The sequence below is a fragment of the Streptomyces poonensis genome, assembly GCF_014650915.1.
Taxonomy (GTDB): domain Bacteria; phylum Actinomycetota; class Actinomycetes; order Streptomycetales; family Streptomycetaceae; genus Streptomyces; species Streptomyces poonensis.
The window spans coordinates 12,442-33,730 of the sequence record NZ_BMVW01000030.1 but is presented as its reverse complement, the minus strand read 5'-3'; the positions used below and the strand labels follow the sequence as shown (position 1 = coordinate 33,730).

18 protein-coding genes and 2 pseudogenes are annotated in these 21,289 nt (G+C 74.7%); 9 read left to right on the top strand and 11 right to left on the bottom strand.

Annotation, left to right across the window (positions count from 1 at the left end):
• Positions 1-23: 23 nt before the first annotated feature.
• From IE242_RS36710 to IE242_RS36665, 11 genes are all read right to left on the bottom strand, one after another.
• Positions 24-1,781 carry an ABC transporter ATP-binding protein gene (locus IE242_RS36710; protein WP_189867312.1) on the bottom strand — a complete coding sequence of 586 codons (1,758 nt, stop codon included), beginning with the start codon at positions 1,779-1,781 and terminating at the stop codon, positions 24-26.
• A complete protein-coding gene (locus tag IE242_RS36705) occupies positions 1,778-3,517 on the bottom strand; it encodes an ABC transporter ATP-binding protein/permease (RefSeq protein ID WP_189867310.1) in 1,740 nt (579 codons plus the stop codon). Before IE242_RS36705 ends, IE242_RS36710 begins: the two co-directional genes overlap by 4 nt.
• Positions 3,514-4,638: a nitroreductase family protein gene (locus IE242_RS36700; protein ID WP_189867301.1), complete on the bottom strand. Its 1,125-nt coding sequence runs from the start codon at positions 4,636-4,638 to the stop codon at positions 3,514-3,516. Before IE242_RS36700 ends, IE242_RS36705 begins: the two co-directional genes overlap by 4 nt.
• 38 nt (positions 4,639-4,676) lie before the next feature.
• On the bottom strand, positions 4,677-6,059 hold the full coding sequence (locus IE242_RS36695) for a YcaO-like family protein (RefSeq protein WP_189867299.1): 1,383 nt from the start codon (positions 6,057-6,059) through the stop codon (positions 4,677-4,679).
• Positions 6,056-7,546, bottom strand: a complete 1,491-nt coding sequence (locus IE242_RS36690; protein WP_189867297.1) for a CocE/NonD family hydrolase — start codon at positions 7,544-7,546, stop codon at positions 6,056-6,058. Before IE242_RS36690 ends, IE242_RS36695 begins: the two co-directional genes overlap by 4 nt.
• Positions 7,543-8,430: a hypothetical protein gene (locus tag IE242_RS36685; RefSeq protein WP_189867295.1), complete on the bottom strand. Its 888-nt coding sequence runs from the start codon at positions 8,428-8,430 to the stop codon at positions 7,543-7,545. Before IE242_RS36685 ends, IE242_RS36690 begins: the two co-directional genes overlap by 4 nt.
• Before the next feature lie 93 nt (positions 8,431-8,523).
• The gene (gene amiA / locus IE242_RS38745) at positions 8,524-8,637 is read right to left on the bottom strand and encodes a streptamidine family RiPP (protein ID WP_240661371.1); all 114 of its coding nucleotides are present in this window, start codon (positions 8,635-8,637) and stop codon (positions 8,524-8,526) included.
• A 57-nt stretch (positions 8,638-8,694) separates the two neighbouring features.
• On the bottom strand, positions 8,695-9,516 hold the full coding sequence (locus IE242_RS36680) for an ABC transporter ATP-binding protein (protein ID WP_189867293.1): 822 nt from the start codon (positions 9,514-9,516) through the stop codon (positions 8,695-8,697).
• 20 nt (positions 9,517-9,536) lie between these two features.
• Positions 9,537-10,544: a FecCD family ABC transporter permease gene (locus IE242_RS36675; RefSeq protein ID WP_189867291.1), complete on the bottom strand. Its 1,008-nt coding sequence runs from the start codon at positions 10,542-10,544 to the stop codon at positions 9,537-9,539.
• Positions 10,541-11,578, bottom strand: coding sequence for a FecCD family ABC transporter permease (locus tag IE242_RS36670; protein WP_268249542.1), 1,038 nt, complete (start codon positions 11,576-11,578; stop codon positions 10,541-10,543). Before IE242_RS36670 ends, IE242_RS36675 begins: the two co-directional genes overlap by 4 nt.
• Positions 11,579-11,679: 101 nt before the next feature.
• Positions 11,680-12,657 carry an ABC transporter substrate-binding protein gene (locus IE242_RS36665; protein ID WP_189867289.1) on the bottom strand — a complete coding sequence of 326 codons (978 nt, stop codon included), beginning with the start codon at positions 12,655-12,657 and terminating at the stop codon, positions 11,680-11,682.
• Positions 12,658-12,743: 86 nt separating this feature from the next.
• On the opposite strand from IE242_RS36665, the gene IE242_RS36660 reads away from it, so the two are divergent.
• The 9 genes and pseudogenes from IE242_RS36660 (at position 12,744) to IE242_RS36620 (ending at position 21,258) form a co-directional block, all read left to right on the top strand.
• A complete protein-coding gene (locus IE242_RS36660; protein WP_189867287.1) occupies positions 12,744-13,961 on the top strand; it encodes a YncE family protein in 1,218 nt (405 codons plus the stop codon).
• A 222-nt stretch (positions 13,962-14,183) separates the two neighbouring features.
• Positions 14,184-15,014, top strand: a complete 831-nt coding sequence (locus tag IE242_RS36655) for a class I SAM-dependent methyltransferase (protein WP_229859973.1) — start codon at positions 14,184-14,186, stop codon at positions 15,012-15,014.
• A 51-nt stretch (positions 15,015-15,065) separates the two neighbouring features.
• A complete protein-coding gene (gene rpmF / locus IE242_RS36650; protein ID WP_189867285.1) occupies positions 15,066-15,236 on the top strand; it encodes a 50S ribosomal protein L32 in 171 nt (56 codons plus the stop codon).
• A pseudogene (locus IE242_RS36645) lies at positions 15,233-15,722 on the top strand (CobW family GTP-binding protein); the annotation flags it as partial. The gene rpmF and the pseudogene IE242_RS36645, both read left to right, overlap by 4 nt.
• Positions 15,723-15,778: 56 nt before the next feature.
• Positions 15,779-16,087, top strand: a pseudogene (locus IE242_RS39415) (Fur family transcriptional regulator); the annotation flags it as partial.
• 96 nt (positions 16,088-16,183) lie between these two features.
• Entirely contained in the window at positions 16,184-17,680 is a 1,497-nt protein-coding gene (locus IE242_RS36635) for an ABC transporter substrate-binding protein (protein ID WP_189867332.1), read from the top strand.
• Positions 17,677-19,524 carry an ABC transporter permease subunit gene (locus IE242_RS36630; protein WP_189867283.1) on the top strand — a complete coding sequence of 616 codons (1,848 nt, stop codon included), beginning with the start codon at positions 17,677-17,679 and terminating at the stop codon, positions 19,522-19,524. The genes IE242_RS36635 and IE242_RS36630 overlap by 4 nt, the downstream gene beginning before the upstream one ends.
• On the top strand, positions 19,505-20,545 hold the full coding sequence (locus IE242_RS36625; RefSeq protein WP_189867282.1) for an ABC transporter ATP-binding protein: 1,041 nt from the start codon (positions 19,505-19,507) through the stop codon (positions 20,543-20,545). The genes IE242_RS36630 and IE242_RS36625 overlap by 20 nt, the downstream gene beginning before the upstream one ends.
• Positions 20,542-21,258 (top strand): ATP-binding cassette domain-containing protein, encoded by a 717-nt coding sequence (locus IE242_RS36620; protein WP_189867281.1) that lies wholly within the window; start codon positions 20,542-20,544, stop codon positions 21,256-21,258. Before IE242_RS36625 ends, IE242_RS36620 begins: the two co-directional genes overlap by 4 nt.
• The last annotated feature ends 31 nt before the right edge of the window (positions 21,259-21,289 follow it).

Genomic DNA, 21,289 nt, shown 5'->3' with positions numbered 1-21,289 from the left:
CTGTCCGTGATGACGTGCCGCCCTCAGGAAGGGATGTGGGCGAGGCTGCGGTTGAGTGCGCTGTCGGGGCGTCCGGTGAGCTCCTCCCAGGTGCCCTCCTCGGCGATACGGCCGGCTTCGAGGACGGCGATGCGGTCGGCACGGCGGATGGTGGCGCGGCGGTGCGCGATGACGACCGTCGTACGGTCCTCCTGCTTCAGTGCGGCGGCGAGCCGGGCGTCACTGGCGTTGTCCAGGTGGGCGGTGGACTCGTCGAGTACGAGGACCCGCGGCCGGGCCAGCAGCGCGCGGGCGAGGGCGATGCGGGCCCGCTGGCCTCCGGAGAGGGTGGATCCGCGCTCACCGACCGGGGTGTCCATCGGGGCGATCCGGTCGACGCCGCACAGGCGGGCCGTCTCGGTGAGCAGGTCGTCGTCCGCCTCGGGGGCGGCGAGCCGCAGGTTCTCGGCCAGGGTGCCGTGGAAGAGGGGCGACTCCTGGCCCACCAGCGCGACGGCGCGCCGGAGTTCGGCATCGCTCACCTCGCGTACGTCGACGGGCTCCCCGTCGGCGGGTACCAGCTGGACCGCTCCCTCGGACGGGTCCCAGAACCGGGCCAGCAGGTGGGCGCAGGTGGACTTGCCGGCGCCCGAGGCGCCGACCAGGGCGAGGGTCTGACCCGCGGGGACGGTCAGTTCGACGCCGTCCAGTACGGGACCGCCGCCGTAGTCGAACCTCACCCGGTGCAGCCGGACGCCCAGCGGACCGGACGGCAGGGAGCGGGGTGCGGCGGGCGGCGGGGCGAGCGCGGGAGCCTTGACGGCCGCGCCGACCCGGGCGGCGGCGGCGCGCAGTGACACGGCCTGGCTCAGGGAACGGGCCGATTCCGCGACCGGGCCGAGGACCGCCAGGGCCAGCGCCATCGCCGCCGGAGCCCATGCGCCGTGCAGCCGCCCCGCATTCACGGACTGCGCCGCCGCGGCCACCACGCCGAGCACCGCGACCACGATGAGGAGGTCGCGGACCGCGGCGGCGACGGCTTCCCACACGGCCTCGGCACGCTGGGCGTCGCCTACCTGCCGTCCCCTCTCGGCCAGTCGGCGGCGCCGTTCGGCCAGGGCTCCACAGGCGAGCAGTTCCCGCAGCCCGTCGACGGTGTCCACCGTGTCGGCCGACAGCCTGGCGACGGCCGTCCGGGTGCGGCTGCCGCGCGCCGCGCGTCCGCGCGCGTCGGCGAAGGGTGCCGCGGCGAGCAGTACCGCGACCGGCAGTACGGCTGCGAGCAGCCAGGGCTCCACCGTGGCGAGGACCGCGGTGCCGCCGGTGAAGACCGTTCCCGCTGCCAGGAGCTGGGCGGTGGTGTGGGCGTAGAAGAACTCCAGTGCCTCCACGTCCGCCATGGCCGTGGCGGCGAGGTCCCCGCTGCGCCGGCCGGCGACCCGGGCGGGTGCGCTGCGGGCGAGCCCGTCGAAGACCCGTACGCGCAGGACGGCCAGGACCCGGTAGGCCAGGTCGTGCGAGAGGTCCATCTCACGCCAGGTCATCAGGGCGCGTAGGAGAACGAGGGTGACGAGTGCGGTGACGGTGGCGGCCGAGGGGGCGTGTCCTTCGAGGACGGCTGTTCCCACGGTGTGCGCGGCCAGCGTCAGCAGTGTGACCAGGGAGCCCTGTTCGAGGAGAGCGGCGGCGCAGGTGCGGACCGTCATGGCGCGGTGCCCGGCGAGGGCGGGGAGCAGGGCGCGCAACGAGCCCCGCGCGGGAACGCCCGCGTCGATGGTGGCGGTGTCGGCGGCGCTGCTCATGCGGGGGCTCCTTCTCGGTGGACGTGGCCGGCCTCGACGAGGCGCGTGTAGACGCTCCCGGCCTCGGCCAGGCCGGTGTGCTCGCCGACGGCGTCCACCCGTCCCGCGTCGAGGACGACGATGCGGTCGGCGTGCCGGACGGCGGCGAGCCGGTGGGCGACGACCAGGACGGTCCGGCCGCTCGCGGCCTTCGACAGCTCCCGGACGATGTCCGCCTCACGGCGTTCGTCGACCGAGCTCGTGGCCTCGTCGAGGACGAGCACCGGGGCGTCCGCCAGCAGGGCCCGGGCGAGCGCGAGCCGCTGGCGCTGGCCGCCGGAGAGGGTGGCGCCCCGTTCACCGAGGACGGTGGCGTAGCCGTCGGGGAGGGCGGCGATCTCGGCGTGGACGCCGGCGATGCGCGTCGCACGCGTCAGGTCGTCGTCCGTCGCGTCCGGCCGGGCCAGGCGCAGGTTGTCGGCGATGGTGGCGTGGAAGAGGTACGTCTCCTGCGAGACCACGGCGATGCCCTGCCGCAGTGAATCCAGCGCGTACTCGGTCGTGCGGCGCCCGTCGAGGGTGATCCGGCCCTCCTGCGGGTCGTGGTGGCGCAGGAGCAGGGCGAGGAGCGTGGACTTGCCCGCGCCGGACGGACCGACGATCGCGGTGGTCCGGCCCGCCTCCGCGGTGAAGGAGACATGGTGGAGGGCGGGTGCCGGTGCGCCGTCATACGTGAACCCGACGTCCTCGAAACGGAGTTCGGGCGGTGCCGCCCAGTGGGCGGGCGCCGTTCCGGTGTCGCGGACGGCAGGCTCGGCGGTGCGCAGCGCGGCGAGCCCGTCCGCGGCCGACACCCCCAGGTATCCGGCGTGCCACTCGCGAGCGAGGTCACGGACCGGCCGGAAGCACTCGGAGGCCAGCAGCAGCACCAGGTAGGTGCCGGTCGCCGTGGTGGATCCGGTGACGGCCGACCAGCAGGCGAGGAGCGCGGCGGCGGCGGTGCCGCCCTGGACGGCGAGGTCGGTGATGCCGGTGTCGACCAGGGAGACCCGCAGTTTGGCGACGGTCGCCCGGTGCAGCGCCGCCGAGCGCTCCTCCAGGCGGGCGCGGGTGCGGCCGACCGCGCCGGCGGCGCGCAGGGCGGGCATGCCCTGCAGGGCCTCCAGGTAGTCGGCGCCCAGCCCCTCGTAGGTGTCCCAGTGCTCCTTGCCGCGGGCGGCGAGGAGCCGGTCCCAGACGCGCGGGCCGCACAGGGCGAGCAGCAGGGCGGGGACGAGGCCGAGGAGGGCCCGCGGTTCCACCGCGGCCAGGACGGCGAGCACCAGGGGCGGCAGGGTGACGGTGATCAGGAGCTGGGGCAGGTAGCGGGAGACGTACGCGTCGACACCCTCCACTCCGTCGACGAGAGTGGTGCGTACGGCCCCGGCACGCGCACTGGTCAGGTGCGCGGGCCCCAACCGCCCCAGGTGGGCGAGGAATTCGTCCCGCAGGGCCACCCTGACCTGGGCTCCGGCGCGGGTGGCGGTGCGCCGCTGCCCCATGGCGAGACCGGCACGGGCGGCGACGACGGCGAGCACCGCGGCGAGCAGCCACGGGAGCCGGCCGGTGTCGCCGCGGGCCAGGTCGGCGAGTGCGACGGCGAGCAGGGCGGCCTGCGCGAGGTGGGTGAGGGTGACGGTGCCCTGCAGGAGGGTGGCCGTGAGCAGGGGGCGCCGTGCGCGGCGGGCGGCGCGGCGCAGCTCGGGGTGGACGATCACGTGGTGTTCTCCTCGTCGGCGTGGCGGGTGCCGAGGGCCAGTCCGTGGACGATCCAGTCGCGGCCCGGCGCGGCACCGAGCGCGGCGCCCAGGTCCGCCTGCTGCCAGGAGCCGACGGGCCGGGCGCCCAGCCCGTGGCGCCGGGCGGTGACATGGGCCAGGTGGACGGTGAAGCCGGCCCGCAGGTGGGTGCGGCGGATGTGCGGCGCGTCGGCGTCCGCGGGGCAGCCGTGGGCGAGCAGGACGGCGCCCGCCTCCGCGATCCACGCCTGACCCGCGGCCCAGGCCGCGAGCGTCGGACGGGCCTCCCCCACGGCGCGCCGTCGCAGTGTCGTGCCGTCGGCGGCCAGTTCGAGCAGGCCGGGTCGTGGTGCGCCGACGGCGACGCACCAGCGCAGCTCACCGGCGCTCGCCCGGGCGGCGGTGGCGAGGACCGCCCGCAGCGCGTCCGGGGGCGGAGTGCCCGGGAGCGGTGGCGGGTCGCTGCGGCGTGCCAGCAGCTCGGCGGCCGTGGGCACGCCCGCCGGCGGTTGCGGGCGGTGCGTGCCGTCGAGCGGGCGTCCCGGGACCTGCCCGCCCGGCGAGGCGATGCGCACGGCGGCGAGTGGGCTCTCGGCGAGTCCGTCCAGCCGTACCTCGGGCTCGCCCGCACCCAGCGCGCGGGCCGCGAGGAACAGCGCCGCGGCGGCGTGCCCCGTGTCCAGCAGCAACAGCGGCCAGGCACGGTGGCCGTAGTGGGAGACCGTGCGCCGTGCGGTGACGGAGAGTTCGGCGGTCACGCCCGGCGGTGTGCCGTCGGGTTGCCGGCCGAGGCGGTGGACGTGATGCTTCAGCGGGTCGTAGCCGTAGCGGCCCGGCGGCAGGGAGCACCCGGCACCCACGACGAGTTCGGTGTCCACCGGGTGCAGGGCTCCGGCGGAGGACGCGGGCCGCAGCCGTCCGGAGTCGTCCGAGGCCGCCAGGGAGAGACGCAGCAGGGCCCGCAGGTCGAGGTCTTGCCGGCCGGCCTCCGGGACGGGACGCGATGGTCCCGGCCAGGCCCGGACGGCGGGCCCGGCGGGTGTGTCGGGACCGGGACGCTCCGGGGAGCGGGCGCGGGCGAGCGCGGCGACGAGATTCACCGGACGGTCTCGAGGGGCGTGTTCCACGTCGGCCGCCCTCACATGTGCGGCGGAGGCGCCAGCGTGAAGTCCTCCGGCGCGCCCGGTGCGCCGGCCCGCCAGCCGCGTGCGACGGCGGTCTCGGCCAGGCGCGGGCAGCCGAAGTACCCGAAAGCGGCGGGGGCGTTGGGGAGGAGACCGGAGACCAGGACGCGGGCGACGCGCAGCGGGGTCTCGGCCACGTCCTCGGTGGTGAGGTCGAACGTCATGACGCGGTGGCCGCCCGCGTGCAGTGCGCGCTCCAGCCGGTCCCGGCTGCCGGGCCGGACCGCGTCGAGGGACACGGTCCCGAGCGCCGGCCCGGTGAAGCGCCGGGCTTCGGGCGCCATCCGTTCGTCCAGCCAGACCTGCACATGCGCGCCAAGGTCCCGGACGTGCTCGAACTGCTCGCCGCACGCGTCGAGATAACGGCCGTCGGCCCGGTGCTCCAGATAGAGCCCGCGGGCGAGCAGACCGGCCTCGACGGCCTGGAACACCCAGCCGTCGGGGTCGGTCAGGCCCTGGGTGAAGACCCAGGTGTGGACCGCCTCGAGGACGGCCTTGCGGGCGGCCTCGGCCGGGTCGTACTTGCAGGCGAATCCGGCGGCGTACAGGCCGAGCCGGGGATCGTGGACGAGTGCGGCCATGCAGGGGGCGAACTCCGAGGGCATCTCGACGAGGTGGACGTCGAGCGCGGATCCGGCGAGGTCGTCGGCGAGGCCGGGCACACTGGCCGGGTCGATGCCGCGGGCCGGGCCGTCGAGGTGCCACCACAGTTCCAGGGCGTCGCGTTCGACGATCTCCAGCAGACCGCGCTCGGCCGCGTCGTCGAGGCCCTGCCCGGTGGCGATCCCGGCGTAGTTGAGGTGGTGGGTGCGGGGCAGCGAGCGCAGCTCTCCCTGTCGCCAGTTGAGGTGGGTGAGTGCGACGGGCGCCCAGACCTCGGTGGTCGTGCCGTCGGGCAGCCGCTCGGCGCCGCGCGTCCACAGGGCCGGAGTGTCGGCGGTGAGGGGGCGGTAGGGGAACTTCTCCCGGTCGTACTGCCACTGCGCGTAGGCGGGCAGATCGTCGGGGCCGTAGAGCCGCAGGCCCTTCTCGGCCAGCTCGGCGGCGGTGGCGCGCAGGGGGGCGTCGGGGTGACCGGGCGGGGGCACGCGGTTGCCGCAGTACCGCTCCACCCCTTCCGCTATCGCGGCGACACGGGCTTGCCCGGGGTCGCCGAAGGTGGTGCCGAGGGAGACCCGGTCGGCGGGCCACAGGCCGAGCCTGCGGGCATCGGATATCTCGGCGGTGAGTGCGGTGTAGCGGGGCGGTGCGCCCACGGGGTGCTCGACGGGCTTGACCTTGCGGACGATGCCGCAGACGGGATCGACGAGAGCTTCCAGCGGCAGCAGCGCCGTCATCGCAGGATCTCCTTGGCGGGATCGGTGGGGGTGGGACGGGACGTGAGCACGGGCAGCCGCAGCGCCACGCTCCGGGGGTCGACCGCCCGCCCGGAGGGGATCAGCCGGTCGGCGGTCACCGGGTCGTCCCCGGTGTGGGGATTGCGGGCGTGGGCCGGGAAATGGTGTCCGGCGATCTCCAGGCGGAGCCGGCTGCCCGCGGGCAGCCGCCGGGCGAGCCGGCCGAGCTCGACGGTCAACTCGGTTTCCCGGCCTGCCGGTTCCTCGCGCCGGACGACGCCGACGGCGAGTCCTTCGGCTCTCCCTTCCGGCGTGAGGGCGACGAGCCGGGCGGCCCAGTCGGCGGACGGGGTGTGGGCGGTGGCCCGCAGCCGTACGCGCACGGGTCCGACCACGTCGAGCGGACGCGGCAGTGGCGGGGTGACCAGCACGCAGCGGTCGGGCGGTCCGCCGGTGGGAACGGTGGGAACGGTGAGGTCGTCGGAGCGGACGGGACGGTCGGGGTCGGCGGTGAAGGCGGAGCCGTGCAGCAGCCGCAGCCGCTGCGTACGCGGCTCGCCGTGGGCGTCGGCGGGCAGCCACAGGTTGCCGCCGCCCAGCGCCACCGCGCCGTGGCGCCCTTGGGCGAGCTCGCCGGCGAGGGCGCGGCGGACCCAGCGCACGTACAGTTCGCCGAGGCTCACCCGGTGGGCGGGTCCGGCGTCGGGTCCGGGCGCGGTGACGAGGCCGTGTCCCCAGGGGCCCAGCAGCAGCCGCGCCGAGGGGCCGCCCCAGGCGCGCCATAGTTCGACGGTGTCCTCGGTGAAGTGATCGTGGTGGCCGCCGACCGCGAGCAGGGGCACATCGGCGTGCGCCACCCGCGACACGAGGCGGCCGCGCTCACGGTGCCGCCACAGGGCCGCCCAGGAGGGCAGGCTCCGGCCCAGCCGCTCGGGGAGGCCGGTCAGCGGCAGGTGGGTGAGCAGGCCGGGGTCCGCGGCGAGGGCCTTGTCCAGCGCGCTCTCGTCGGAGTCCCGCCGGTCGCCGTGGGCGGCCCACCATCCGGCGCGGGTCAGCAGCCGTTCCACGCCGGAGGGTTCGCGTGCCGTCTCGGCGGCGCCGAGCGCCGGTACGGCGGCGACGACGGCGTCGGGCCGGGCGCCGCCGGGTGCGTCGAAGGCGAGCACGAGCGCGCAGTGCGCGGCGTAGGAAGCGCCGACGGCGACGATCCGTCCGTCGCTCCACGGCTGTCGCCGGATCCAGCGGACGGTCGCCGCTCCGTCGGCGGCCTCGTTCTGGTACGGGTGCCACTCCCCCGGTGACGCGAACCGGCCCCGCACGTCCTGGACGGCGGCGGCGAACCCGTGGCGGGCCCAGCCGCGTGCCTCGGCCCGGTACCGGGCGCGGTCGTAGGGGGTGCGGACGAGAACGGTCGGGAAGGGGCCGTCGCCGTCGGGGAGGTGAACGTCCGTGGCGAGACCTTCGACAGCCTCACTGAACGGCGTCATCCGTCCTTCTTCGGCTTGGTCTTCGGCTTGGTCTTCGGCATGGTCGCGGCCTCGGGCACCGGGAGGACGGGGTGCTCCGTGACGGTCAGCGTGCGCAGGTCGACGCGTCGGAGCCGGCGCCGTGCCGGAAGGCCGCCTGAGCCGGGGGCGTCGGGCGCGTCGATGGCCCACCGCCTGAGATCATCGGCGAGCAGGGCGGCGAGCAGCCCGGCGGCTGGGACAGTGAGCCGGACCGGTGCGCCGGACGTACGCGGACCGCTCCAGTAGGCGGCCAGCTCGCGGTGCGCGGGGGTGGCGGCGAGCCGGCGGGCCCGGATGTGGGCCGAGGTGACGTCTCCGGGAGCGGCGGCGAGCGGCTCGACGTACGCCTGCCAGCCCTCCCGGTGGCAGCGCAGCCAGGCGACGCCGCGCTCGGGCAGCATGTCGGCGGCGTCCCACAGTCCGTCGGGCACGGGTCCGTCGAGGCACCACACGACGGCGGCGGGGTCTTCGTGCAGCAGGTCGTCGAGGTCTCGCGGCGACGCCTCAGGAGCAGGTGCCGCCGAAGTCGTGTGCGGTACGGCACCCAGGGCGGCCAGGTGCGCGGCGAGCGGCTCGGTCAGTACCGGGTCGCCCAGCAGCCGGATGCCCCGGCGGGCAGCGGGCCACTCCGGGTGCTGCGGCTCGTCCGTCAGGTAACCGGCCTGCTCGAACGCCCGCACGACACGGTGCAGTTCGTCGTCCGCCGGGGCCGTGGTCGCGCCCGCGAGCCGGGACAGCAGGGCGTCCTTGTCGGCGTCCTGTGTCCTGACGCTGAGGAACTCCCCTTCGGCGGTACGGACGGCAAGATCCCGCCCGGGTACGGCGACGACCTCGACACCGGGTGCGAGCTGGCTGCGGGACACAGTGACCCTCCTGGGACGGCAGGACGTGGAACGGGCGTGGGCCCGCCCGGAAGGCAACGGGCGGGCCCACGGTCTGAAGGGCTGACCCCTCGCCTACTCCTCGGTGTCGTCGAAGGGGTTCTCGACGAGCGCGTTGGAGTGGGAGGCCGAGTCGTGGGCCAGCTGACCCGGGTCGGCGATCGGCGCGAAGACCTGCTCGTTGTCCATGAACTCTCCTTATTCACCAGGGAGATGCGGCGATCGGGTGAGCACCGCACCCCCACACTAATGAATCTGATTTTCATATTCTAGATCGGCGAGGGGGTGATCTGGGTAACACACCGGCCATCCGCTCTCCGGATCCCGGCCGACCCGGCCCGCCACCTTCAGCACATCGGCCAGCAGTCCCGGCGTGACGACCTCCTTTGGCGTCCCGTCGGCCACCACACGGCCGTCCCGCAGCGCGACGATCCGCTCGGCGAAACGGGCCGCGTGGGCCAGGTCGTGCAGCACCATCACCACGGTGAGTCCGCGCTCCTCGCGCAGGCGGACCACCGTCTGCAGCACGTCGAGCTGGTGGTGCAGGTCCAGATAGGTGGTCGGCTCGTCGAGCAGCAGGATGCGGGTGTCCTGGGCCAGCGCCATCGCGAGCCGCACCCGCTGCCGCTCGCCGCCGGACAGCGCGTCGACGTCACGGTCGGCCCACTGCTCCACACCGACGTCGCGCAGCGCCCGGTGCACGACGGGGTCGTCGCCCTCGCGCAGCATGCCCAGCGGGCCACGTGCCGCGTACCGCCCCTGCCGCACCAGATGGCGCACCGTCATGCCCGGTACGGCGGGCGCGGACTGGTGCAGCAGCGCCACCCTTCGCGCCGCGGCGCGCCGGGAGAGCCGGGCGAGGTCGTCCCCGCCGAGCAGTACGCGCCCCCGGTCCGGTCTCAGCAGCCCGGCGGCCAGGCGCAGCAGGGTCGACTTGCCGCAGCCGTTGAGGCCGATGAGGGCGGTCAGTTCGCCCGGCCGGACGGTCATGTCGACGCCCCTCAGCACGGGGCGTGCGGGGTAGCCAAACCGGACCCCCTCGACGTGAATCCCCATGGACTCGGTCATGCTTCGTCCTCCGTCGGACTTCAGAACGTACGGCTCGGCGTGCGGCGCACGACGACCAGCAGCAGCGCGGCGCCGAGGCAGGCGGTGAGCGCCCCGACCGGCAGCGTGAGCCGGCCGGAGCCCAGCACTTCCGCCAGCAGCCGCGAGGACAGCTGCGCCGCGGCGTCCGCCCCGCACACCACGACCGCGCCCACCAGGGCGGCGCCGGGAAGGCTCGCCCGCAGGTCCGCGCCGAAGAGGGCGACGGCCAGATGCGGGGCCAGCAGCCCCACGAAGCCCAGCGCCCCGACGGCGGCCACCGCGCCCGCCGTCAGTGCCACCGCGCACAGCAGGGCGAGGGTCCGGGCCCGCCGGGCGGAGAGGCCGGCGGCGAGGGCGATGTCGTCCCCGCAGCGCAGCAGGGTCAGCGGCCCGGCCAGCAGCCAGGCCGCGGCCCCCCAGGCCAGCGCCCACGGCCACAGCAGGTGCCAGTGCTGCCACACCCGCCCCTCGGTCGTGCCGACGAGCCACTGGACGACGCTGCCGAGTTCGCCCGGCTCCACGAGGAGCACCATGGCGGTGAGCCCGCCGAGCACCGCCGACACCAGCACCCCGTGCACGGCGGTCTGCGCGGCATCGCCACCACCACGGCCGGCGAGCAGCCAGAGCAGCGCCGCTCCGGCGCAGCCGCCCGCGCAGGCGGCGAGGACGACGGCCAGGGGCGAGTCCCAGCCGGCGAGTCCCAGGGCTGTCGCGGTGACGGCCCCGAGGACCGCCCCCGGCGTCACGCCCGTCACCTCGGGCCCGGCGAGGGGATTGCGCAGCGCGGACTGCAGGACCAGTCCCGCCACGGCGAGGCACGCGCCCGCTCCGAGGGCCACCAGCAGTCTGGGCAGGCGCAGTTGCAGGAAGATGTGACGTTCCGTCGCGTCACCGCCACCGCCCAGGACGTCCCAGACCACGGCCGGGGACATGCCGCGCCCGGCCACCAGTTCCACTCCGGCGCAGACGACGGCCAGGGCCGCGAGCGCCGCGAAACGCCGGCTCATCGCGCGTCCTCCGTTCCGGTCGCTTCACCGGGGCGAAGGGAAACCCCGCCGGGTCCGGAACCCGCCGTCCCGCGCCGGACTCGGCCGAGGCCACGGCCACGGCCGCCCGCCCGCATCAGGGCGACCCCGGCCGGCACCCCCAGCAAGGCCGTCCAGGCCCCGACCGGCGTCTCCACGGGCGCCAGCGCCAGCCGGGCCGGCACATCGGCGACGGTGACGACGACAGCACCCCACGCGGCGGACCAGGACAGCCACCGCACCGCCCCCGCCGCGGGGTTGAACCACCGAGCCAGGTGCGGGGCGAGGAAGCCCACCCACGCCACGGGCCCGCACACCGCCGTCACGGGCGCGATCAGCACCACGGCGATGGCCAGCGCGGCCAGCCGGGCCCGCTGGGCGCGCACGCCCAGCGCCTCGGCGTCCTCGTCGCCCAGCCGCATCACCGAGAGCACCGGCGCGCACAGTACGAGGGCGGGCGCCGCGACGAGCAGCCACGGCCACAGGCCCGCGACGTCGTCCCAGGTCCGGGCGGAGAGGGAGCCGAGCAGGTAGCGGTAGATCAGCTGGAGGTCGAGCTGGTCGGCCATGACCATCAGCACGAGCAGCGCCGCCTGCAACGCGGCCGCGACCGCGGCGCCGGTCAGCAGCACGGCGGACGGACTGCGGCCCAGCCCCGCGGCGAGCAGCGTGAGTCCGCCGCCGAGCGCGGCACCGCCGATGGCCAGGAAGGGCTGGACGGCGGCGGGCAGCGACAGCGTCAGCACCAGGGGCGCGGCCACCCCCAGCGCGGCCCCGGACGACACACCGAGCATCTCCGGCACCGCCAGGGGATTGCGCAGCGCCTCCTGGAGCACGAGTCCCGCCGCCCCCAGACAGGCGCCGGCGACGAGCGCCAGCACCAGGCGGGGTACGCGGAGTTCGGTGACGACGATCCCGGCGAGCGTGGTGTCCCCGTCCAGCACCGTACCGGCGAGCCGGTGCGGCGGGACGTAGGGGGTACCGAGGCTCAGGGCGCACACGGACGAGACGGTCAACAGCGCGACAACCAGGAGCGGTTGCCACCCCCCTGCACGACGTGCGGGCCGCCGGGCGCCCACCGTGCCGTCCGCCGCGGCGGGCGCCGAGAAGAGCGCCTTCACCGCAGCGCGGCCGTGGCCTCGTCGAGGACGATGCCCAGCGAACGGGTGCCGCGTCCCTTGGCCCACACCTCTGAGTTCACCTCGTGGACGTCGCCGTTCTTCACCGCAGGGATCTTGCTCCAGAGGGGGTTCTTCGCCAGTTTCTCCGAGAGCTTGCCGTCCGCGTCGCCGAAGCTCATCGTCTCGACGAACAGCACGTCCACGCCCTGAGCGAGGATCTCCTCGAGGCTGTAACTGCCCTCCACGCCCCGGGACTTCCAGGGGTAGTCGGCGATCTTGGGGAACAGGCTGGCGGTCACGTCCCCCTCCGGGGTGGCGACGCCGAAGTTCTCGTCACTGCCGTAGATGATGAGCGCGGTCCTGTCGCTCGGGGTCTTCTCGGCCTCGGCGAGCTTGGTCCGGAAGGTCTTCTCGGCCTTCTCCCCCTCGGCGGTACGGCCGGTGAGGGCGGCGACATCGCGCAGGTAGCCCACGCTGTCCTCCCACGTCTCGGGCTGCATGGCCCAGAACGTGGTGGCGTCCTTCAGCGCCGGGGCCAGCTTGCCGTGGGTGTCCCCCAGGCCGATCACGAGATCGGGCTTGTGGGAGAGGATCGCCTCCACCTCCGGGGCGATGAACCCGCCGGGGACGACGTCGACCTCCTTCGCCTTCTCCTTCCCCAGGAAGCCGGGGTGGGCGAGCAGCGTGCTGTTGGTGGCCGTCGGGACGATACCCAGTTCGGTCAGGATGTCGTCGCAGAGCGCGAACAGACAGACGATCCGCTCCGGTTGCTTCTTCAGTGAGATCTTGACGCCGTTCGTGTCGGCCAACTCCGTCGCCGCCTTGATGGGTTCGACGGTGACGTCGGTCTTCGCGGCGGGCTCGGCCTTGTCACCGGCGGGTTCGTCGGATGACGAACCACAGCCGACCAGGACGGAACCCACCACCGCCGCAGTGATCCAACGGCGGACGAATCTCGACGGTGAGCGCAGCATCGATGCCCTCGCTTCTTCTCAGGGACTCGGAACGCACTGAAGATACATGATAATCATTTTCACCAAATCGGTTTCCTGGAGGCCTCATGCCCGCTGCCGCCCCCACGCCTGCCGCCACCCCCTTGCTGCTCGTCTCCGACCATGTGGAGGGATCCGTACATGTGCTGACCGTGCCGGACGGCACCGTCACAAGCCGCCTCACCGGCCGTCATCTCTCGGAGCACGCCGGGTTCTTGGCGCTGCCGGACGGACGGGTGGCGTGCGTCGACGACCGCCGCGGGGAACTCCTGGTGCTCGATCCCTTCGGCGACGAGCTCGTGGAACTCGCGATCCCGGTCGCCGTGCCGGCCGAGCACCTCGCCTGCGACCCGTCCGGCCGCCGACTGGCCGTCACCACCGGCCTGGGCAAGAACACCGCGCCGTGGTCGGACCTGTTGACCGTGATCGACCTGGCCACGGGAGAAGCCGCCAGGGTGCGCACACGTGCCGGCGAACCGGGCGTCACGGTGCTGGGCGGCGGCGATCCGCTGGTCGTGCTGCGGCACCGGGAACCCGGCGCGCTGGCCGTCCACCGGTTCGCGGACCTCCTCTCGGCACCGCCCGGCTGCCCCCCGGTCACGCCTCACGCCCTCCTGCCACTGCCGGACGACGGACACGGCGACGCCCAGGAGCCCCGCTGTGGGCAGGTGTTCGCGGCCACGGGCGCGGGAGTGCACCGGGCCCGGCGGAAGGGGGACGCGCTCGTCGCCGAGACGGTGATTCCCTGGGGATCACCCGCCCGGGGCTGGTATCTGCGCCTCGACACCCGCCGACGGGCACTGTGGTCCACGCTGCGCGGTGGCGCTCCGGACCCTCTGCGGTGGCCGGAATGGACCAACCAGGCATGGCGCCATGACCTCGAGACGGGCCGCACGCTCCGCACGGAGCTCGGTCCCGGCCTGGTCTTCCGGCTGGCCGTCGCCCGCCGCCACACCGCCTTCACCCGCATCCACCCCGACGGCGACGAACTGGTCCTCCTGGGCCCCGACGACACCGTCCGCCGCTCCCCCCTGCCCGCCATGGAGGGCGCTCCTCGTCGCGGCGGCACCCCCTGGGAGGGAGTCCAACGCCGAGCGGTGGGCGCCTCACCGGACTCCGACTGGGTCACCGTCACTCGCGGCGGCCACGGCGAAGTGCACATCATCGACGCGGAGTCGGGCCACGAGGCGACCCGTCTGCGGTTGAGTACGCCGCTGCATCACGGCGGCCACGTGATGCTGCGCATGCGGAGCGACGGTGCCGACGGCGATCCGGTGGGCCGGTGACGACGCGTTCAGGCCGGCGCCGTCCAGGCATCCGGGGCAGCCTCGACGACCCTGCTCCGGGACGGGCGCCTTCGGAACAGGACCGGCCCGACCAGGTCCTCACCACGTCGGCACACGCCGAACCGCGGTTGAGAACAGCCCTATGAGCAATGAACACTGCCATTAGTAATGAACACCGTTTTCATGTAGCGTCATGGTCTCACTCACTCACTGGAGGCAGCCATGACGGCACGGCCCGAGGTGCCCTTGGGCACGGTCCAGGAGACCCTGCTGATACCCCTGTACGGACGCGCGGTGGAGAACCGCAAGCCGGAGCCCGCACTGCGCGATCCCCGCGCCGAGGAGATCGTCGCCTCGATCGACTACGACTTCGCCCGCTTCGACGACTCGCCGAGCCTGGTCGGCTCCGTCCTGCGCACCGCCCTGTTCGACCAGTGGGTGTCGGACTTCCTCACCCGCCACCCCGAAGGGACGGTGGTGGAGCTCGGCACGGGACTGAACACGCGCTACGAGCGGACCGACAACGGCCGGGCACGCTGGTTCGAGCTGGATCTGCCCGACGTCGTCGACGTACGGCGCGCCTTCTTCACCGACACTCCGCGCCGGACGACGATCGCCGCCTCCGTGACCGACCGGGCCTGGAGCGACATGGTCGCCTCCGGGTCGAAGGCCCCGTACTTCTTCGCCGCCGAAGCCGTCCTGCCGTTCCTCACCGAGGACGAGGTCCGCGGTGTCGTCGACGTCATGGCCGAACGGTTCCCGGGTTCCTTGCTGGCCCTGGACACGGCCGGTGCCGGCATCGTCGACGCCCAGGACGGGCACGACGCGCTCGGCAAGGTGGCGGCCCGCATGCGCTGGGCGTGCGCCGGTCCCGCCGAGATCGCCGCATGGCACCCGGGGACCGAGGTGCTCGCCTCGTGCCGCATCACCGAACTGCCGTCGCCCCTGAGCGACCACCTGCCCGGCGCCTACCGGGACATGCTGTCCGGCCTGGCCGGACAGCGTCTGCCGCAGGTCGAGGAGTACCGGCTCAACCTCCTGCGGCTTCCGTAGCACCCGCTCACCGTTCCCTCACCCTCATCCCCTCATGGAAGGACCCGTCTCATGGCCGTTCCCAAGCGCAAGATGTCCCGCAGCAACACCCGTCACCGTCGTGCCCAGTGGAAAGCGAGCGCGCCGAACCTGGTGTCCGTGACGGTGGACGGGGTGACCCACCGGGTCCCGCAGCACCTCGTTCCCGCCTACCGGCGCGGCCTGCTGCGTCCGAAGGACTGACGCGGACACCCTTGCGACGCCTGCCCGTCACCGTGCTGTCGGGCTTCCTCGGCTGCCGGCAGGACGACACTCCTCGACCACGTCCTCACCAACCGCGAGGGTCTGCGCGTGGCGGTGATCGTCAACGACATGAGCGAGAACAACATCGATGCCGCGCCGGTGCGCGGCGGCGAGGCCGCGCTGTCCCGGACCGAGGAGCGGCTGGTGGAGATGACCAACGGCTGCATCTGCCGCACGCTGCGCGACGACCTGCTGGAGGAGGTCGACCGGCTCGCCCGTGAGCGCCGGTTCGACTACCTGCTCATCGCGTCCAGCGGCATCTCCGAGCCGATGCCGGTGGCGGCCACCTTCGCGTTCGCCCGCGACGACGGTGCGACCCTGGACGCTGTGGCGCGCCTCGACACCATGGTCACCGTCGTCGACGCGGCCAGCTTCCTGGCCGAACTGGGCACCGGGGACGACCTGGCGGAGCGCGGACTCGCCCCTCACCCGGCCGGGTCCTGCGCTCCAGGGGCTTCTTCACCCTGGCCGGCCGCGACGGCGTGACCGGCCTGTGGTCCCAGGCCGGTTCCGTCGCCCGTTCCGAACCCTTTGGGACCCGCGGCGAGTGGCGCCCCACCCCGCAACGGGCCGCCGTTTCGCGGGCGTTGACCGCCTGCGACGGCTTCGCCTCCGCCCCGGCCCTGCACGCGGCGCTCACGGCGGACGGCGCCGAGGTCGGACCGGCCACCGTCTACCGCACGCTCCACCTGCCGGAGGCGTCGGGCCAGGTGGACATGGTCCGCGACAGTGACGGCGAAGGCCTCTACCGGCCCCGCCCCGCCAACGGCCACAAGCGCCACCTCCTGTGCCGACGAGAATCCAAACTTATGAAAATGATTGTCATCGTGTTACGGTCATCGCGCTCCCGCCCGATCTTGTCCGAAGTACTGCCCCGGAGTTCTCCCGTGCGCCTCCCCGCCCGTCTTCTCCCCCTCACCGCGGCCGCCACCGCCTCCGTCCTGCTCACCGGCTGCTTCTCCGCGGCGTCGGACGCCGACGGCTCCTCGGAGGGCGAGAGCCGCCGCATACGCGTCGCGATGATGCAGCCGCCGCGCTCGGGGCTCTCCCCGCTCTCCGACGACGCGTTCAAGCTGTCCCGCTGGTCGACCGCCGAGACACTGGTGAAGCTGGACGCGGACGGCGACGCCGAGCCCGCCCTCGCCACCGAGTGGGAGCAGTCCGGGCGCGACTGGACCTTCACCGTGCGGGACGGGGTCACCTTCCACGACGGCACCAACCTCACCGCCGAGGCCGTGGTCCGCTCCCTCACCCGGGCCGCCACCGCCTCCCCCAAGCCGCGCATCCTCGACGGCGTGGACCTGACGGCGAAGGCCGACGGGAACAAGGTCACCGTGACCACCGCCGAAGAGGATCCGCTCGTCCCGCAGCGCCTCAGCTCCCCGCAGCTCGCGATCCTCGCGGCCAAGGCGTACGAGGGGAAGACCGTGAACCCGGTCGGCGCGGGCACCGGCCCCTTCGAGCTGACAAAGGTGAACGGCACCTCCTCGGCGACCCTCGACCGCTACGACGACTACTGGGGCGGCGAGGCCAAGGCCCCCGGCATCGACGTCCGCTTCGTGCCCGACGGCACCGCGCGGGCCGCCGCCCTGCGCAGCGGCGAGGCCGACATCGTCGAGGCCGTCCCCGTCTCGCAGGCCGCCGTGCTCGACCAGGACCTGATCACCGAGGTCCCCATGCCCCGCACGAACACCCTGTACCTGAACACGGAGAAGGGCGTCTTCAAGGACGCCTCACTGCGTGCGGCGGCACGGGAGGCGATCGACGCGAAGACGATCGTGGACGGCGTGTACGAGGGACGCGCCGACGTCGCCGAGGGCCTGCTGGGCCCGGCGCTCCCGTGGGCGGCCGACCTGCGCAAGCCGGTCCAGGCGCGGGCGAAGGCCGGCGACCCCGCCGGGAAGACCATCACCGTCGGCACCTTCACCGACCGCGCCGAGCTGCCCGAGGTCGCCGCCACGCTGCAGCAGCAGCTGCAGAAGGCCGGCTTCGAGGTGAAGCTGGACGTCCGCGAGTACGCGAACATCGAGTCCGACGCGCTGGCCGGCGAGTTCGACGCGTTCGTCCTGTCCCGGGCGACCGTCCTCGACTCCGGTGACCCCGCCGCGTACCTCTATAGCGACTTCGGCTCCGAGGGGTCCTTCAACATCCCGCAGCTGGCCGACCCGGCGGTCGACGAGGCGCTGGACAAGGCGTCCGCGGAGAAGACCGGTGACACGCGCCGCGAGGCGATCGTCGAGGCCGAGGCCGCCGTGCTCGCCACGGACGCCGCGGTGCCCATGCTGCACGAGCGCGTCATCCAGGGCGACGCCGCCGGGGTCACCGGCGCGGCCCACGACCCGCGTGAGCGGGAACTCGTCACGATCGACACCCAGGTCAAGTGAGGCTCCGCGCGCGCGGGCCGGCCGGTGCGGCCGCGCTGACCCGCCTTGTCTGTCTCACCGCCGTGCTGGCCGCCGTCGGCCTGCTGCCCTGGCTGTCCGGCCGGGACCCCGCGCTGACCGTGCTGCGGGCGCGGTCGGCCGAGCAGGAGCCCACCGCCGAGGCCCTGGACGCGGTGCGCCGCGACCTCGGCCTGGACGCGGGTCCGCTGTCCCTGCTGGGCGACTGGCTCTCCGGGCTGCTCCGCGGCGACCTCGGCATCTCGTGGGTGTCGGGCACCGACGTGCTGCCGTCCGTGCTGTCCGGCCTGCAGGTGTCGCTGGGTCTGATGTCCGCCGCCCTCGGGGTCGCGGTGCTGCTCGCGTGCGCGCTGGTCGCACCCGTGCTGGTGCGCGGACGGGGGTCGGCGGGCGCGTTCGGCGCCATGCTCGCCGCCGTGCCCGAGTTCCTCCTCGCCACGGTCGCGTTGCTGGTGTGCGGGGTGTGGCTCGGGGTGCTGCCGACGTCCGGCTGGCAGGGCCCCGAGTACCTGGTGCTGCCCGCGGTCGCCCTCGGTGTCCCGGCGGGCGGGCTGCTCGGCCGGCTGGTCGCGGACGCGCTGCCGGCCGTGCTGGACGAGCGCTGGGTGGAGCTGTGGCGGGAGGCCGGAGTGAGCCGGGCGCGCGTCGCGGCGGCCGCCCTGCGGCGTGCGCTGCCGCCGCTGGTCCCGCAGTTCGGCATGGTGGCCGTCGGCCTGACCGGCGGGGCCGTCGCCGTGGAGACGGTGTTCGCGGTGCCCGGCATCGGCCGTACGGCGCTCGGGGCGGCGAAGTCCCAGGACCTGCCGCTGCTCCAGGGTTGCGTGCTCGCCCTGCTGGTGCTGGGACTGGCCGCGGGCGCGCCGGCCGCGCTCGTACGGCGACGCCTGCTCGGCCCGGCACTGCGCGACGCGGGGCTGACGCTGCCGGCGCCGCGGCCGGTACGCGCGCACCCGGCGGTCCCCGTGGCACTGGGCGCCGTCCTCCTCGTCACCATCGGCTGGGGGCTGCTGCGCGACCCGTACACCGTGGACGCGACGGCCCGGCTGCTGCCTCCGTCCTGGGCCCGTCCGCTCGGCACCGACGGGCTCGGCCGGGACGTCCTGGCCCGGCTCGGGCACGGTGCCGCCACGACGGTCGGCACGGCCGTCGCCGTGTCCCTCGCCGGTCTGCTGCTCGCGCTGGCCCTGGGGTTCCTGCCGCGCGTGGCCGCCGGGGCCGCCGACATCGCCAACGCGCTGCCGCCGGTGATCGTCGGCATCCTGGTCGCGGCGGCCACGGGCCCCGGCACGGGCGGTGCCGCGCTCGCGGTCGCGCTGGTCTCCTGGCCCCCGCTGTCCGCCCACGCGGCGGCCTTGGTGCAGGAGGTGCGCGCGTCGGCGTTCCTGACCGCCCAGCGGGCCATCGGCGCCACCCCGTGGTGGATCCTGACCCGTCACGTCCTGCCGTCGGTGGCCGGCCCCGTCGCCCGCCACGCGGTCCTCCGCCTGCCCGGCGTCGCCCTCGCCCTCGCCTCCCTGGGCTTCCTGGGCCTCGGCGCCCAGCCGCCCGCCCCCGAGTGGGGGCTGCTGCTGGAGGAGTCCCGCGCGTACGTGGAGCGGGCCCCGTGGGCGGCGCTCACCCCGGCGGTCGCCCTCGCGCTGCTGGCCGGCCTCGCCGTGGCGAGCGCGGCGTACACACAGGGGCGCACCGTCCAGCACGCCCGCCGCACCTCCCGGCGCGCCCGCCTCCTCCGCCGCCCGGCACCCGCCGACAGTACGGCCGCACGGCCCGGCTCCCCTTCTCGCTCCTCCCGGAAGGAGGTCTCCCTTGACGGCAACGCCACCTGACACCGACGCCCTCCTCTCGGTACGCGGGCTCGGCATCTCCCTGCACGGGCTCCCTGTCGTGCGCCGACTGAGCTTCGACGTCCGCGCCCGGGAGGTCCTCGCCGTGGTCGGCGAGTCGGGCGCGGGCAAGTCCCTCACGGCACGCGCGCTGCTGGGCACGGCCCCCCGGGGCGCCCGCGTGACGGGGAGCGTACGGCTGCGCCGCGCCCCGGGCTCGTACGACGAGCTCGTGGGCGCCCCGGCACCGGTGCTCGCCGCCCTGCGCGGCCGCCGCACGGCCCTCGTCCCGCAGGACGCCCTCTCCGCCCTCTCCCCCGTGCACCCCGTGGGAGACCAGCTCGCCGCCGCCGTACGGTCGGTGGCGCGCGTCTCGCGCACGGAGGCCCGCGCGCGGGCGGTCGCCGCACTCGACCGGGTGGGCATCGCGGACGCCGCCCGCAAGGCGCGGGCGTATCCGCACGAGTACTCCGGCGGGATGCGGCAGCGCGCCGTCATCGCCATGGCCACGATCAACGAGCCGGACCTGCTGATCGCCGACGAACCGACGACCGCGCTGGACCCGGACCTCCAGGAGCAGGTGCTGCGGGTCCTCGGCGAGCAGCGCGAGGCGGTCGGCGCCGCCCTCGTCCTGGTCACCCACGACCTGGAGGCGGTCCGCCACCACGCCGACCGCATGCTCGTGATGTACGCCGGACGCCAGGCCGAACAGGGTCCGGCCCGGCGGGTGCTGACCCGCCCCGCGGCGCCGTACACGGCGGGGCTGCTGGCATCACTGCCGCCGGTCGAGACCGGTGGGCACGGCGGCCGACGGCGTCTCCCCACCATCCCCGGTGCCCCGCCCGCCTTCGACCGGCTCCCGCCCGGCTGTGCCTTCGCGCCCCGCTGCCCGCTGGCCGACGAGCGGTGCCGGCGCGAGGAACCGGGCCCCCGCGCGATCGGTGACGGCCATGAGGTCTCCTGTCACCGCTGGGAGGACGTGCCCCACCCGGCGACCGAGTTGTTCCTGGAGCGGTCCGTATGAGCACCCCTGTGATCCCTCCGCCGCGCCGCGCCGCGGACGACCCGCTGCTGGACGTCCGTGACCTGGTCGTGCGCTACGGCCCGGTCACCGCCGTGGACCACGTGTCCTTCACCCTGGAGGCGGGCGAGACCCTCGCCCTCGACGGTCCGTCGGGCTGCGGCAAGTCCTCCACGGTCAGCGCCGTGCTGCAGCTGCGCCGCCCGGACGCCGGGGAGGTCCGCTTCGAGGGCCGGGAGCTGACCGCGCTCACCGAACGCGAACTCCGCCCGCTCCGCCCCCGGATGCAGCCGGTCTTCCAGGACCCGTACGGCTCGCTCAGCCCCCGTCACCGCATCCGGGACGCGGTGGCGGAACCCCTGCGCGTCCAAGGCCGCTGGGACGACGCGGGCGGCCCCGCCCGGGTCGCCGAACTCCTCGACCGGGTCGGCCTGGAGCCCGCCCACGGCGACCGCTTCCCGCACGAGCTGTCCGGCGGGCAGTGCCAGCGCGCGGGCATCGCACGGGCGCTGGTGTCCGAGCCCCGGCTCCTGGTCCTCGACGAGCCGGTCTCCGCCCTCGACCCGTCCGTCCGGGCCGGGGTCCTCAACCTGCTCGCCGGCCTCCAGGAGGAGCTGGGGCTCGCCTACCTGTTCATCTGCCATGACCCGGCGGTCGTACGTCACTTCGCGGACCGCACGATCGAAATGCGGGACGGCCGCCTCGTAGCGGGGTAGCCGTCCGCCTCCCCGCCAGACCGTCACCCCC

Coding starts and splice junctions, on each gene's coding strand:
- amiA (WP_240661371.1), bottom strand. CDS start 8,637: ATGGACAACGAGCAGGTCTTCGCGCCGATCGCCGACCCGGGTCAGCTG.
- IE242_RS36675 (WP_189867291.1), bottom strand. CDS start 10,544: ATGAGCCGGCGTTTCGCGGCGCTCGCGGCCCTGGCCGTCGTCTGCGCC.
- IE242_RS36710 (WP_189867312.1), bottom strand. CDS start 1,781: ATGAGCAGCGCCGCCGACACCGCCACCATCGACGCGGGCGTTCCCGCG.
- IE242_RS36680 (WP_189867293.1), bottom strand. CDS start 9,516: ATGACCGAGTCCATGGGGATTCACGTCGAGGGGGTCCGGTTTGGCTAC.
- IE242_RS36695 (WP_189867299.1), bottom strand. CDS start 6,059: ATGACGGCGCTGCTGCCGCTGGAAGCTCTCGTCGATCCCGTCTGCGGC.
- IE242_RS36665 (WP_189867289.1), bottom strand. CDS start 12,657: ATGCTGCGCTCACCGTCGAGATTCGTCCGCCGTTGGATCACTGCGGCG.
- IE242_RS36620 (WP_189867281.1), top strand. CDS start 20,542: ATGAGCACCCCTGTGATCCCTCCGCCGCGCCGCGCCGCGGACGACCCG.
- IE242_RS36660 (WP_189867287.1), top strand. CDS start 12,744: ATGCCCGCTGCCGCCCCCACGCCTGCCGCCACCCCCTTGCTGCTCGTC.
- rpmF (WP_189867285.1), top strand. CDS start 15,066: ATGGCCGTTCCCAAGCGCAAGATGTCCCGCAGCAACACCCGTCACCGT.
- IE242_RS36690 (WP_189867297.1), bottom strand. CDS start 7,546: ATGACGCCGTTCAGTGAGGCTGTCGAAGGTCTCGCCACGGACGTTCAC.
- IE242_RS36655 (WP_229859973.1), top strand. CDS start 14,184: ATGACGGCACGGCCCGAGGTGCCCTTGGGCACGGTCCAGGAGACCCTG.